Below are 13,450 nucleotides of genomic sequence, written 5' to 3' on the forward strand. Positions count from 1 at the left end.
ACGGCCAGCCATGCACGCCCCGCATCTCGGCACGAGGGAGGCCAGATGGCCAGCATGCGCCATTTCAGCATTGCCGTGGCGGTCTTCGCAACTTTGTTCGCCGCCGCCTGCCAAACGGACACCGGAGCCACGAACTCCGCCCCACCCACCTCCGCCGCCCCCGGCCAGCCCGTTTCCGGGGGGACGCTCCGGCTCGTGGGCGGCGGGGACGTCGATCACCTCGACCCCACCAGCTCGTACTACACGGTCACCAACGGGATCCTGCGCACGTACGCCCGCGGGCTCTTCGGGCTCAACGGGGTGGCAAGCGGGTCCGACACCACCAAGGGCTTCACGCTCGTCCCCGACGTCGCCTCCGAGCTGCCCACGGCGGGCAACGGGGGCCTGAGCGCGGACGGGCTCACGTACACGATCAAGCTCCGTGACGGCGTGCAGTGGGACACCCAGCCGCCGCGCGAGGTGACGGCGGGCGACTTCGTCCGCGGCTTCAAGCGGATCTGCAACCCGGTGGCGGGCTCCGGCGCGCCCGGCTACTACACGAGCACGATCAAGGGCATGAAGGCGTACTGCGACGCGTACGCCAAGGCGTTCACCAAGGCCAAGCCCACCGCCGCGGCGCTGGCCGGCTTCCAGAACTCCAACGAGATCGCGGGCGTCCAGGCCAGGGACGACAAGACGCTGGTCTTCACGCTGACCCAGCCCGCCAGCGACTTCCTCAACATCCTGTCGCTGAACTTCTCCGTGGCCGCCCCCAAGGAGTACGACCAGTACGTGCCGGACGACGCCACGTTCCGGCAGCACACGATCTCCGACGGCCCGTACAAGGTCACCCAGTACGTGGCCACCAAGTCGATCAGGCTGGAGCGGAACCCGGCCTGGAAGCAGGAGTCGGACCCGATCCGGCACCAGTACGTGGACGCCATCGAGGTCAAGATGGGCGTCAACGAGCCGGACGCGGTGCAGCAGCAGCTCGAGGCCGGCAGCGCCGACCTGTCGTGGGACCTGCCGGTGCCGACCGCGCAGATCCCGCGGCTCAAGGGCTCGGGCGACCCCAACTTCACGATCTTCCCCGGCGCGGTGAGCAACCCGTACATCGTCTTCAACCTGCAGAGCAAGAACGCCGGCGGCGCCATGGGCAAGCTCAAGGTCCGCCAGGCCATCGAGTACGCGGTCAGCAAGGTCGCCATCGCCAAGGTCTACGGCGGCGCGGACGTGGCCACGCCGCTGCACACCGCGATCCCGCCGGGCAACATCGGATACCAGGAGTACAACCCGTACCCGAGCCCCGGTGACGCGGGCGACCCGGCCAGGTGCAAGCAGCTGCTCACCGAGGCCGGCTACCCGAACGGGCTGACGCTCATCGGCGCCTTCCGCAACGCGGGCAACCACCCGGCCAACTTCCAGTCGTACTCGGCGGACCTGCAGAAGTGCGGGATCACGGTCAAGGGGCTGCCGGTCCGGCAGGGCGACTACTACGGCGCCTTCCTGCAGAACCCGTCCATCGCCAAGGCCAGCAAGTGGGACATCTCGGCGCCCGGCTGGGTCCCCGACTGGTACGGCAACAACGGCCGCGCGGTCGTCCAGCCGCTGTTCGAGACCAACTGCACGCCCGGCACCAGCAACTACGGCTGCTACAGCAACCCCAAGGTGGACTCGCTGATCAAGCAGGCACTGGCCGAGCAGGACCAGACGAAGTCGGCCGCGCTGTGGCACCAGGTCGACACGACGGTGATGGGCGACGCGGTGATCGTGCCGCTCAACAACCAGAACACGCCGATCTACAAGAGCAAGCGGGTGCAGAACGCCCTGTACCTGCCGGCGTTCCAGCTCTACGACTTCACCAACCTCTGGCTCAACCCCAGCAACCCGTGATGAGCCTGCTCAAGGTGACTGACCTCCGCGTGGCCTTCCCCACGTCCGACGGCGTGGTGCAGGCCGTGCGGGGGCTGTCGTTCCGCATCGAACGCGGCCGCACGCTGGCGATCGTCGGCGAGTCCGGCAGCGGCAAGACGGTGGGCACCCAGGCCATCCTGGGGCTCACCCCCGAGGCCGACATCTCGGGCACCGCCGTGTTCGACGGCGTCAACCTGCTCGAACTCGACAGCGAGCGGCTGCGCCACATCCGCGGCGCCGAGATCAGCGTGGTCTTCCAGGACCCGCTGACCAGCCTGCACCCGCTCTACAAGGTGGGCCGGCAGATCGAGGAGCTGATCCGGGTGCACCGGCCGGACACCTCGCGCGCCGAGGCCAGGAGGCGGGCGGTCGAGCTGCTCGGCCTGGTCGGCATCCCCCGGCCGGATCGCCGGGTGGACGACTACCCGCACCAGTTCTCCGGTGGTATGCGGCAGCGGGCGATGATCGCGATGTCGCTCGCCCTCAACCCGAAGCTGATCGTGGCCGACGAGCCGACCACGGCGCTCGACGCGACCGTGCAGGCGCAGATCCTGGAGCTCATCGCGCGGGTGCAGGCGGAGTTCGGGATCGCGCTCATCCTCATCACGCACGACCTCGGCGTGGTGGCGGGCATGGCCGACGAGGTGCTGGTCATGTACGCCGGGCTCGCCGTGGAACGGGCCGACCGGCGCACGCTCTACTACCGGCCGCACCACCCTTACACCAAGGGCCTGCTGGAGTCGATCCCGGGCAGCAGCGGGGACCGGGGCGGGCGGCTGCGGCCCATCCCCGGCTCGCCGCCCAGCCTGATCGCCCCGCCGCCCGGGTGCGCCTTCCACCCGCGCTGCCCGTACGCGATGCCGGTCTGCTCGGCCGAGCGGCCGCCCCTGGCCACGGTCACGGGCGAGGGCACCGGTGCGGGCGGCAGTGCGGGCGGCCACGCCTCGGCCTGCTGGCTGCCGCACGAGGCGGTCGGGCTGGGCGCGGCGGCCGACGCCCTGCGGCTCAAGGCGAAGGAGTCGTGATGCTGCTCGAAGTCTCGAACCTGGTCAAGTACTACCCCATCACCACGGGCGCGCTGGTCAAGCATGTCGTCGGGCAGGTCAAGGCGGTCGACGGGGTCAGCTTCGCGCTCGCTCCCGGCGAGACGCTGGGCCTGGTCGGCGAGACCGGCTGCGGCAAGTCGACGCTCGCCCGCTGCGTCGCGGGGCTGCATCCCGTCACCTCCGGCGGCGTGCGGTTCGACGGCGCGGACATCACGAACCTGCCCAGGAAGCGCATGCGCCCCTACCGCCGCGACATCCAGGTCATCTTCCAGGACCCGTACGGCTCGCTGAACCCGCGCCGCCGGGTCGGGTCGATCATCGCCGACCCGCTTGTGATCCACCGGGTCATGAGCGGCGACCAGCTCCGCCGGACCGTGCAGGAGCTGATGGAGCGGGTCGGGCTCAACCCGGAGCACTACAACCGGTTCCCCGCGGAGTTCTCCGGAGGGCAGCGGCAGCGGATCGGGGTGGCCAGGGCGCTCGCGCTGCGGCCCCGGCTGATCATCTGCGACGAGCCGGTGTCGGCGCTCGACGTGTCCATCCAGGCGCAGATCCTCAACCTGCTGAAGGACCTGCAGGCCGAGTTCGGGCTGACGTACCTGTTCATCGCCCACGACCTGTCCGTGGTGCGGCACATCAGCGACCGGATCGCGGTCATGTACCTGGGCAGGGTGGTCGAGCTGGGGGACGCGGAGCCGGTGTACGAACGGCCGCGGCACCCGTACACGAACGCGCTGCTGTCGGCGACGGCGGTCGCCGACCCGGACGAGGCGGAGCGGCGGCAGCGGATCGTGCTGACCGGGGACGTGCCCTCGCCGATCGATCCGCCGTCCGGGTGCCGGTTCCATCCGCGGTGCCCGCGGGCCCAGGAGGTCTGCTCGTCCGTGGAGCCGCAGCTGGAGGTGCTGCCTGAAGCGGGGCCCCGGCTTGAGGCACTGCCCGAAACAGGACCCCGGCTTGAGGCACTGCCCGAAGCTGGACCCCGGCTTGAGGTGCTGCCTGAACGGGCCGCCGCGTGTCACTTCCCGATCGAGGTGGTCGTATGACGCTGACCGAGATCAGACCCGGCGCCGTCGCCTCCCGGGGGATAGCCGGGCGCGGGCCCTGGCAGCTCGCCTGGCGCCGGATCAGGACCGACCGGGTCGCCATGGTGTCCGGCCTCGTCGTCGTCCTGCTGTGCGCGCTGGCGCTCGCCGCGCCGCTCATCGCCGCCTGGAACGGCCACGGCCCCGACGACCAGTTCCGCGACACCGGCATCACGGCCCAGGGGCTGCCGGTGCCGCCGAACGGGGAGTTCTGGTTCGGCACCGACCGGCTCGGGCGCGACCTGTTCATCAGGGTCCTGTACGGGGCCCGGGTCTCGCTGCTCGTCGGCGTGGTCGCCACCGGCCTGGCGGCGCTGGTCGGGGTGGTCGTCGGGCTGCTGGCCGGGTACTACGGCGGCGTCGTGGACACCGTGTTGTCGCGGCTCATGGACGTGGTGCTGTCGTTCCCGTACCTGATCTTCGCTATCGCGGTGGTGTCCATCGCCGGGCCCTCCCTGACGGCCACGATCGGGGTGATCGCGTTCTACTCGTGGGCGGCCATCGCCCGCGTGGTGCGCGGGCAGACGTTGTCGCTGAAGGAGCGTGAGTACGTCGAGGCGGCCCGGTCCATGGGGGCGGGCGACTTCCGGATCATGTTCGTGGACATCCTGCCGAACCTGCTCGCTCCCGTCATCGTGCTGACCACGCTGCTGGTGCCGGCGGCCATCGTGTTCGAGTCGACGCTGTCGTACCTGGGGCTGGGGATCGTACCGCCCACCCCGTCGTGGGGGAACCTGCTGAGCGAGGCGCAGGGGTTCTACCGGGTGGCGTACTGGTACCTGGGGTTCCCGGCCGCCACGCTGCTGGTCACCACGCTCGCGTTCAACCTGGTGGGCGACGGGATCAGGGATGCCATCGATCCTCGGATGGAGCGCCTGTTCAGCCGCCGCCGTACTCGTAAGGGGGCGTGATGCTGCGCGCGTTCCTGCTGCGCCGGGCCCTGCTCGGCCTGCTCGTGCTCTGGTTGGTCACCCTCGGGACGTTCCTGCTGTTCTTCGTCGCGCCGAGCGATCCCGCCAGGACGCTGGCCGGGCGGCAGGCCACACCCGAGCAGGTGGAGCTGATCCGCCACAACCTCGGCCTCGACCGGCCCATCCTCGTCCAGTATCTGGACTACCTGGGCAGGCTGCTCCACGGCGACCTCGGCCAGTCGTATTTCTCCGGCGAATCGGTCGGCAGGCTGCTGGCCGCCGACTTCCCGCCGACGTTCTCGCTGGTGCTGGGGGGCGCGGTGCTGTGGTTCACGCTCGGCGTCGGCGCGGGCGTGCTCAGCGCCACCCGGGTCCGGTCGCTGGTGGATCGCGGCCTGACGCTGCTGGCGCTGGCCGGGGTCTCCATGCCGACGTTCGTGGTGGGCCTGCTGCTGCTGTACTTCCTGTTCTTCCAGCTCACCATGGCGGGGGCGCCCATCCTGCCGCCTGACTCGTACGTGCCGTTCTCGCAGAACCCCGCCGAATGGGCCCGCCACCTGATCCTGCCGTGGATCACGCTGGCCACGGTCCAGGCGGCGTCGTACGCCCGGCTCACCCGCGGCTCCATGCTGGACGTGCTCGGCGAGGACTACATCCGCACGGCCCGGGCCAAGGGGGTGCCCGAGCGGCGCGTGATCTACCGGCACGGCCTGCGGGCCGCGCTCACGCCGGTGGTGACGCAGCTCGGGGTGGACGTGGGCACGCTGATCGGCGGGGTGGTGGTGACGGAGTCGGTCTTCGGGCTCGGCGGGGTGGGGCAGGCGGTGGTGCAGGCGTTCGTGAGCGGGGACCTGCCCGTGATCATGGGCGTGGTGACGCTGGCGACGACCGCGGTGGTGGTGGCGAACCTGCTGGTGGACGTGGCGTACGGGCTCCTCGACCCCCGCATCCGGCTCGCCTGACGCTCCCCGGACCCGTCGGACTCCGGCGGGCGTGCTCCGGCGCCTCAGCCTCCCTCAGGCACCGCCACGCCCGCCGGCCCACCACGGACGACTGACCGGCACGAACCCGACGCCGGGGAGCGCACCGGGCGGACGGGCGGGTGGACGGGCGGACAGGCGGGTGGCCTACCTTGCGAACTCGGTGGCCCGAGACTCCCTCACCACCGTGATGCGAATCTGCCCCGGGTAGGTCAGCTCCTCCTCCACCTGCTTGGCCACATCACGGGCGATCACCTGAGCCTGGATGTCGTCGATCGCATCCGGCTTGACCATGACCCGGATCTCCCGCCCGGCCTGCATGGCGAAGACCTTCTCCACGCCCTCGTACGACTGCGCGATCTCCTCCAGCCGCTCCAGGCGCTTGACGTACGCCTCCAGGGACTCGCGGCGGGCACCGGGACGGCTGCCGCTGATCGCGTCGGCGGCCTGCGTGAGAACCGCTTCGACGGTGCGCACCTCGACCTCGTTGTGGTGCGCCTCGATGGCGTGCACCACGTCCTCCTCCTCGCCGTACCTGCGGGCGATCTCCGCCCCGATCAGCGCGTGGCTGCCCTCGACCTCGTGCGTGAGGGCCTTGCCGATGTCGTGAAGGAGCGCGCAGCGCTTCATCAACGCCTGGTTCATCCTCAGCTCGGCGGCCATGATCCCGGCGATGTGCGCGGACTCGATCAGGTGCTTGAGCACGTTCTGCCCGTACGACGTCCGATACCTGAGCTGCCCGAGCAGCAGCGTCAGCTCGGGATGCATGTCGGTGATGCCCAGCTCGACCAGGGCGTCCTCGCCGGCCCGCGCGCAGAGGTCCTGCACTTCCTGTCGGCTGCGGTCGTGCGCCTCCTCGATGCGCTGCGGGTGGATGCGCCCGTCCAGCACGAGCTTCTCCAGCGTCAGCCGGGCCGTCTCCCTGCGCACGGGATCGAAACACGACAGCAGCACAGCCTCTGGAGTGTCATCGATGATGAGGTTCACACCGGTTGTGGACTCGAAGGCCCGGATGTTCCGCCCTTCGCGCCCGATGATCCTGCCCTTCATCTCGTCGCCGGGCAGATGCAGCACGCTGACGACCGACTCCGCCGTCTGCTCCGCCGCCACCCGCTGCACGGCCAGCGTCACGATCTTGGTGGCCCGCTTCTCGCCCTCCTTGCGGGCGTCGCCCTCGATCTCCCGGACGATCAGCGCGGCCTCTCGCTTGGCCTGGTTCTCGATCTCCTTGACCAGCTCGGCCTTGGCCTGTTCGCCGGTCAGCCCGGAGACCCGTTCGAGGATGGCCCGCCGCTCCTCCTCGACCTGGAGCAGCTCCTCGCGCCGGTCGGCCAGCTCGACCTCGGTCTCGCCCAGCTTCCTGTCGCGCTCGGACTGCCGCCTGGCCTCCTCGTCCAGCCGCTGCTCCCGCTCGGCCAGCCTGGCCTCCCGCCGTTCGAGGTCGGCGCGCAGCTCCTTGAGCTCGGACTTGAGGGTCCGGCTCTCCTCCTCGACCTCCCGCCGCATCTGCGCGGCGCTCTCGGCGGCGTTCTCCGACCTGCGCAGAGTCTCCTGGGCGTCGGTCTCGGCCTTGTGCCGGATCTCCCGCGCCTCCTCACGCGCCTGCTCGAGCTCCTCGTGCACCGCCTGCTGCTGCTCGGGGGTGGCCTTGGACGCGCGTGGCAGACTGCCCGAGGTGCGCCTTATGACGACGAGCAGCGCGACGATCATCCCGAACGCGAGCACAAGCACCGCCACCATCAGCACCACGACAAGCGGCCCCATGTGCGCCCCGCCCTCCTCGCGTCGTCAACACCTCATAACGCGGCCACAAACGGGAGGGGTCACAAGCGCGCCACGAAAAGCCCGGTCGGCGTCGGGATCGATATACAGCCAAGGCTGACCGGGCGTCGACTCGCAAAGCCGACACCTCGCCCGCCTAGATCAACCAGCCTCGTTCGTCCGTCGTTCACCGGTATGGCAATCCGCGCTGCGCGGAGTAACTCCTCACTGCCGTCGAGGTTATGCGTCGAACAGGTCACGAGCAAGCAAACGCGTCATCAAGCGTGTCTTACGAGCCTGCATCTCCACAGATGCCTTTGGGCAAGGCCGGAGACATGTATGGGCAAGAGAGCACATGCGAGTGCAGGAGCACCCGCACCCGCATATGCACTCGCATTCCCTGACGTACTCACAGATGCAGGTGCAGCAGCACATGCAGACGATCACTCAGCCAGCCCCGGGCACCCCCGGAGAACCACGGAACCAGAAAAACCACAGAACGGAGGAAGCCACGGAACCGGGGAAGCCCCATAGCGAGGGCCACAGAAACGGGCCCGCCGAACCGAAGAAGCCCACAACCGAGGGAACCCCGGAAGGAGGCTCGAAAGCGGATCGCGAGAGAGGGCCGCAGAAGGGGCCGCAGGATCGGGGAGCCCAGAAGGAGGGAGCCGCGGAAGGGGTGCTACGACGGGAAGTCCTCTTCCATCTCGATCCCCTCCTGCTCAAGCGCCTCGCGGATGACGCGGAAGGCCAGGCCCGCGGAGTATCCCTTGCGTGCCAGCATGCCCGCCAGCCGCCGCGTGCGGGTCTGCGGGTCGAGCGACCGGGTGGAGGCGAGCTTGCGCTCCACCAATCGCCGGGCCGTCTCCGCCTCCTGGTCGGAGTCCAGCCGTTCGACTGCCTCCTTGACCGTGTCGGTGTCCACACCGCGATGACGCAGCTCGGCGGCCAGGGCGCGCCTGGCCAGGCCACGGCCGTGGTGCCGAGAGTCGACCCACGCCGCGGCGAACGCCTCGTCGTTGATCAACCCCAGCTCGGAGAAGCGGCTGAGCACCGCTTCGGCGGCTTCGTCGGGCACGTTACGTTTCCGGAGGGCCTCGGCGAGCTGGGCCCGCGTCTTGGGCGCCATGGTGAGCAACCGAAGGCAGATGGCCCGCGCCACCGACTCCGGATCGGCCTCCCGCCCGCCTCCGTCGAAGCCCTCGTCACTCAGCCCGGACCCGGCAGACCCCCCACCACTGAGCCCGAGCCCGCCAGATCTCCCACCGTTCGGCCCTGACCTGCCGGACCTCCTGCCACCCCACCCAGCTCCGCCGGACCTCCTGCCACCCCACCCAGCTCCGCCGGAGATCCTGTCGCTCTGCCCGCCCCCGCCGAAGCCGTCGCGCCCGGCCCCAGGCAAGCCCTCGCCATCAGGCCCGGATCCAGCAAGCCCGTCGCCGTCACGCCCGTCGCCGTCACGCCCGTCGCCGTCACGCCCGTCGCCCGTGAAGCCCCGGCCACGCCGCCTGGACCTGCCTGAACGCCCATCGCCACGCCCCGCCCCGGCAGAACCCCCGCCGCTGCGGCCGGCCCCGCCGAAGCCCTCGTTATCAGGCCAGGCCCCGGCGAACCCATCGCTACCTCGCGTGCTCCCGGCGAACCCGCCACCGCCTCGGGTACTCCCGGCAAACCCGTCACCGCCTCCTGCGCTCCCGGCGAAGCCGCCACCATCCTGCGCAGCCTCGGTGGAGGTCCCGCTGTCGTGCCAGGGCTCGGCAAGGTCTTCGGCAGCAGGCGCCTCGGACGGCCGGCGCTGCCCGCGTGCCTTTCTCGCGCTCCCTCCGTCGGAGGTGCCCGATCGCCGTCCTCTGCCCGATCGTTTCTTACCGGTCTCGGCGTCGTCCGGCTGTTGGGCCGAGAACCAGCTGCTCCCCGCGAGCACCTCGGAGTGCCACCCGCCGTCCCCCCGGTCGGTAGGCGCGGCCTCAGCGGCCTCATCGGGAGAGCGCCGTCCCCTGGTGTGGCCCTGCCCGTCGTCGGAGTCGCCCCGGCCCTCACCGGCAGCGCCAGCGGCCGTGTAAGGGTGTTCAGGGGCAGCCTGGCTGTCCGAGCCGCCGTGGCCGTCAGCAGGCGGATCGGACGGGTTCGTGGCGGGGATCGGGGATTCTTCGTGATCGTCTGCGCCGACCGGCGCCTTGGCGACGGGCCGGGACTCGTGCTGATCGACTGCTCGGGCTTGGGGCTCGGCGGTGGCGCGGGGGTCGTCCTGATCGTCGGCGTCGCCGCCGAAGAAGGGGTGTCGGCCGGTGCGTTCCCTGTACAGGTGGCTGGCGGCCTCCGCCTCCGCTTCCTTCACCTCGACCTCGACGGGCGCATGATCTTCGGAGCGTACGTCGTCGTCCCGTCCACCTGTGATGGTGGATTCCTGGTCCGGCCCGGGCTCGCGCTCGGCCTCGGCGCGTTGACGCGTGCGGTGCTCGCGCCACTCGTCGACCGACGGCCAGCCGTCCGCAGCCGAGCGGGCCAGGTCGCTGCCCCGGGAGGGGTCGGGGCGGACGGGCCGGGCGTCCCCGGATTGGGACGCCGGTGGCCGGTTCGGGTCACTCATGGGAGGGGACACGATCGCTCATGGGGTGGACGATCAGACGTCACCCGGCTTCGGAGTGGACTTCGAGCCGCGGCCGGAAGGAGCGGCAGCCGGGGCAGGGGCGGCGGCTTCGGCCGGAGCGTCGAGACGGGGGCCCACGCCCAGCTTGTCCTTGATCTTCTTCTCGATCTCGTTGGCCATGTCGGGGTGGTTCTTCAGGAAGTTACGGGCGTTCTCCTTGCCCTGGCCGAGCTGGTCGCCCTCGTAGGTGTACCAGGCGCCGGACTTGCGGACGAAGCCGTGCTCCACACCCATGTCGATGAGGCCGCCCTCGCGGGAGATGCCCACGCCGTAGAGGATGTCGAAGTCGGCCACGCGGAAGGGCGGGGCCATCTTGTTCTTCACGACCTTGATCCTGGTGCGGTTGCCGACCGCCTCCGTGCCGTCCTTGAGGGTCTCGATGCGGCGGATGTCCATCCGGACCGAGGCGTAGAACTTGAGCGCCTTACCACCGGTCGTGGTCTCGGGGCTGCCGAACATGACGCCGATCTTCTCGCGGAGCTGGTTGATGAAGATGGCGGTGGTGCCCGTGCTGTTGAGCGCGCCGGCGACCTTGCGCAGGGCCTGGGACATGAGGCGGGCCTGGAGGCCGACGTGGCTGTCGCCCATCTCGCCCTCGATCTCGGCCTTGGGCACCAGCGCGGCCACCGAGTCGATGACGATGATGTCGACGGCGCCGGACCTGATCAGCATGTCGGCGATCTCCAGCGCCTGCTCACCTGTGTCAGGCTGGGAGACCAGGAGGGCGTCGGTGTCGACCCCCAGCTTCTTGGCGTATTCGGGGTCGAGGGCGTGCTCGGCGTCGATGAACGCCGCGATGCCGCCGGCACGCTGGGCGTTGGCCACCGCGTGCAGGGCGATCGTGGTCTTACCGGAGGACTCAGGGCCGTAGATCTCGACGATGCGGCCACGCGGCAGGCCGCCGATGCCGAGGGCGACGTCAAGGGAGATCGACCCGGTGGGGATCACTTCGATGGGAGCTCGGGCGTCGTCGCCCAGGCGCATGACGGAGCCCTTGCCGAACTGTCGCTCGATCTGAGCGAGGGCGGTCTCGAGGGCCTTCTCGCGGTCGTTGATTGCCATGGGAACTCCCCCTGGAGGGTCGTGGTCCGATCAGTCGAGTGAAAGCTACGGCCTGCCACCGACATTTTTTCCGCGACTGCCGGGGAAGACGTGGCTCGGGCGAAACCCATCGTAGCCGAACGGCTGTTCGATCACAGCAGGAACACGCAGGTCGCCGTCAATCACCCGCCTCCGGGGCGGAGAGGAGCCCGAGTGCCGTCCTGAACAGCTCCGGAGGGCACTGTCCGGGGGCGAGGAGGGCGAGCAGGCGCATGCCGATGTCCAGCGACTTCAGTATGGCGTCGGCCTGCTCGTACGGAAGCTCTCCCAGCCCGCTGCCGGGAGGCGCGAGGGCGTGGCCGTCAAGATCCCGTTCGCGGCGACCGATCCGCTGCCCCTGATCGAGGCGTCGGTCAACGGCGCCCCGCCGGTCGACATTGGGGGCGGCGACCTCGGCTTCACCGCTCCCCGCGCCACCTTCGAGGCCGCCGGCATCCCGATCCCCCGGGCGACGGCCTTCACCCGGCGACCGTGGACGAGGTGGCGCTCGGCTCCGTCACCCGCCGCCGGGTGCCCGGGTTGTCCGGCGCGTTCCCCGCCTGGTTCGAGCACGGTTTCGGCTTCCGCGTCGGGAGGCTGCCCGCGCACGAGTTCTTCAAGCCGTATGCGCTCACGTTCGACTTCGGACGCGTGCGCATCCTCGTGGACACGCCCCGCCGATGTTGGCCACCAATGTGTTGTCCGGGCGGTGAGCTGGGGAGACTCACAGCAGGGGCGAAGGTTGGAGGCGGCGAGTGGCGAACGGCTACACCAGGGAACGGCGCACCCATCTGGAGGCACTCGCCGAGGTGCTCCCCCATCACGGCCTGGTCAGTCGCATGGTGGGCACCGACGATCCGGTGCTGTGGGTCTGGCACCCGCGTACGGGCCGTCAGACGATCATCTTCGCCACCCCGTCGCACCGGGGATGGACGTTCCTGTGGTCGCCCGGCGGGCAGGGCAGCGTGGAGGAGCTGGAGCTCACGGCCACCGCGTTGCGTCAGACCCTGGACGGGACGCAGCCCTGACGCCCAGGAGGCTAGCGGAGCTTGGGAGAGACGTCCTCCACCTGGCAGACCGCGCGCCAGACGGTCTTGGCGCTCTCTCCGTCGGCCAACGCCTGCACGACGGTCCGTCCGCCCAGGGGCGCGAGCACGTAGTCGCGGGCCCACGAATCGGCGTACGTGTCACCGAAGTGAGCTTTCATCCGTCTCCAGAACTCCGTCAGGCGCATGGATCCAAGTATGGAATCACCTGGGGTGTGGGTAGGACACCCCCATGCCAAAGACCCCCAAGTCTTCGCCCCCGAAGACAGCCAAGACAAAGGCCAACAGGGCCAGACGACGCCAGTTACTGCACGCGGTGCGCATCGCCGTACAGAAGGAGAAGACCGAGCGATCAGAGAGGCACGCGGGCATCAGGCAGGAGCCCCGTGCGGGCAAGCCGCGTACGCGCAGGGCGTCGCGGCGCTAGGGCGGACCCGCGGTCACAGCACACGCGAGCCGTACATCTCACCGAGATGGTCGGCGAGCAGCTCCAGCCGGGCGCCATCGGGGTCCTTGAAGTAAATGGAGGCGCCGCTCTCTATCTGGTGCGGCACGCCGGCCATCTCCAGCTTCCCGCGCAGCCGCTCCCAGGTGGCGGGGTCCACGGAGATCGCGACGTGGTGCAGCCCGCCCAGCACCTCTTGGTACGGCCCGAGGTCGAGGCCGGGGAAGTCGAAGAACGCGAGCAGGTTGCCGTTGCCGATGTCGAAGAAGAAGTGGTTGGAGCCCTTGTAGTCGCGGTTCTCGATGATCTCGGTGAGCGGGAACTCCAGGAGCTCCTGGTAGAACTTGATGGTGCGTTCCACATCCGACGAGAGCAGGGCCATGTGGTGCAGGCCCCGGGCGCTGCTCGATGGCCGGTGCGGTAAGACGTGGCGCTGCTTCATCTCCGCTCGGCGGGCTTCGATGGCCGCATAGTCGATGGTCACGGTCGCTGTATGTCCGCCAGGGCCGCCGCTCAACCGCCCGCGGGGGAGCCAAATGCGTTTTCTGTCGGT

11 protein-coding genes are annotated in these 13,450 nt (G+C 69.9%); 6 read left to right on the top strand and 5 right to left on the bottom strand.

Annotation, left to right across the window (positions count from 1 at the left end):
• Positions 1-45: 45 nt before the first annotated feature.
• From ACIBQ1_RS06905 to ACIBQ1_RS06925, 5 genes are read left to right on the top strand one after another with little or no spacing between them, the layout of a single operon-like run.
• Positions 46-1,872: an ABC transporter substrate-binding protein gene (locus ACIBQ1_RS06905; RefSeq protein WP_397275091.1), complete on the top strand. Its 1,827-nt coding sequence runs from the start codon at positions 46-48 to the stop codon at positions 1,870-1,872.
• A gap of 14 nt (positions 1,873-1,886) precedes the next feature.
• Positions 1,887-2,918, top strand: a complete 1,032-nt coding sequence (locus ACIBQ1_RS06910) for an ABC transporter ATP-binding protein (RefSeq protein ID WP_397275092.1) — start codon at positions 1,887-1,889, stop codon at positions 2,916-2,918.
• Positions 2,918-3,985: an ABC transporter ATP-binding protein gene (locus ACIBQ1_RS06915; protein ID WP_397275094.1), complete on the top strand. Its 1,068-nt coding sequence runs from the start codon at positions 2,918-2,920 to the stop codon at positions 3,983-3,985. Before ACIBQ1_RS06910 ends, ACIBQ1_RS06915 begins: the two co-directional genes overlap by 1 nt.
• Positions 3,982-4,935 carry an ABC transporter permease gene (locus ACIBQ1_RS06920; protein ID WP_397275095.1) on the top strand — a complete coding sequence of 318 codons (954 nt, stop codon included), beginning with the start codon at positions 3,982-3,984 and terminating at the stop codon, positions 4,933-4,935. Before ACIBQ1_RS06915 ends, ACIBQ1_RS06920 begins: the two co-directional genes overlap by 4 nt.
• On the top strand, positions 4,935-5,897 hold the full coding sequence (locus tag ACIBQ1_RS06925) for an ABC transporter permease (protein WP_397275097.1): 963 nt from the start codon (positions 4,935-4,937) through the stop codon (positions 5,895-5,897). Before ACIBQ1_RS06920 ends, ACIBQ1_RS06925 begins: the two co-directional genes overlap by 1 nt.
• Positions 5,898-6,062: 165 nt before the next feature.
• On the opposite strand, the gene rny is transcribed toward ACIBQ1_RS06925, so the two are convergent.
• From rny to recA, 3 genes are all read right to left on the bottom strand, one after another.
• Positions 6,063-7,679 (bottom strand): ribonuclease Y, encoded by a 1,617-nt coding sequence (gene rny / locus ACIBQ1_RS06930; RefSeq protein WP_397275099.1) that lies wholly within the window; start codon positions 7,677-7,679, stop codon positions 6,063-6,065.
• A gap of 679 nt (positions 7,680-8,358) precedes the next feature.
• Positions 8,359-8,838, bottom strand: coding sequence for a recombination regulator RecX (gene recX / locus ACIBQ1_RS06935; protein WP_397275100.1), 480 nt, complete (start codon positions 8,836-8,838; stop codon positions 8,359-8,361).
• Positions 8,839-10,299: 1,461 nt separating this feature from the next.
• Positions 10,300-11,388 (bottom strand): recombinase RecA, encoded by a 1,089-nt coding sequence (gene recA / locus ACIBQ1_RS06940; protein WP_397275102.1) that lies wholly within the window; start codon positions 11,386-11,388, stop codon positions 10,300-10,302.
• A gap of 773 nt (positions 11,389-12,161) precedes the next feature.
• Between recA and ACIBQ1_RS06945 the strand changes: the two genes are divergently transcribed.
• Entirely contained in the window at positions 12,162-12,434 is a 273-nt protein-coding gene (locus ACIBQ1_RS06945; RefSeq protein ID WP_397275104.1) for a hypothetical protein, read from the top strand.
• 11 nt (positions 12,435-12,445) lie between these two features.
• Here the strand turns inward: ACIBQ1_RS06945 and ACIBQ1_RS06950 are convergent, their stop codons facing one another.
• Together ACIBQ1_RS06950 and ACIBQ1_RS06955 are read right to left on the bottom strand one after the other, a co-directional pair.
• The gene (locus tag ACIBQ1_RS06950) at positions 12,446-12,640 is read right to left on the bottom strand and encodes a DUF3046 domain-containing protein (RefSeq protein ID WP_355372682.1); all 195 of its coding nucleotides are present in this window, start codon (positions 12,638-12,640) and stop codon (positions 12,446-12,448) included.
• Between the two features lie 252 nt (positions 12,641-12,892).
• Positions 12,893-13,381: a VOC family protein gene (locus tag ACIBQ1_RS06955; RefSeq protein ID WP_397275106.1), complete on the bottom strand. Its 489-nt coding sequence runs from the start codon at positions 13,379-13,381 to the stop codon at positions 12,893-12,895.
• Positions 13,382-13,450: the final 69 nt, after the last annotated feature.

The sequence above is a fragment of the Nonomuraea sp. NPDC050153 genome (assembly GCF_044460125.1).
GTDB lineage: Bacteria > Actinomycetota > Actinomycetes > Streptosporangiales > Streptosporangiaceae > Nonomuraea.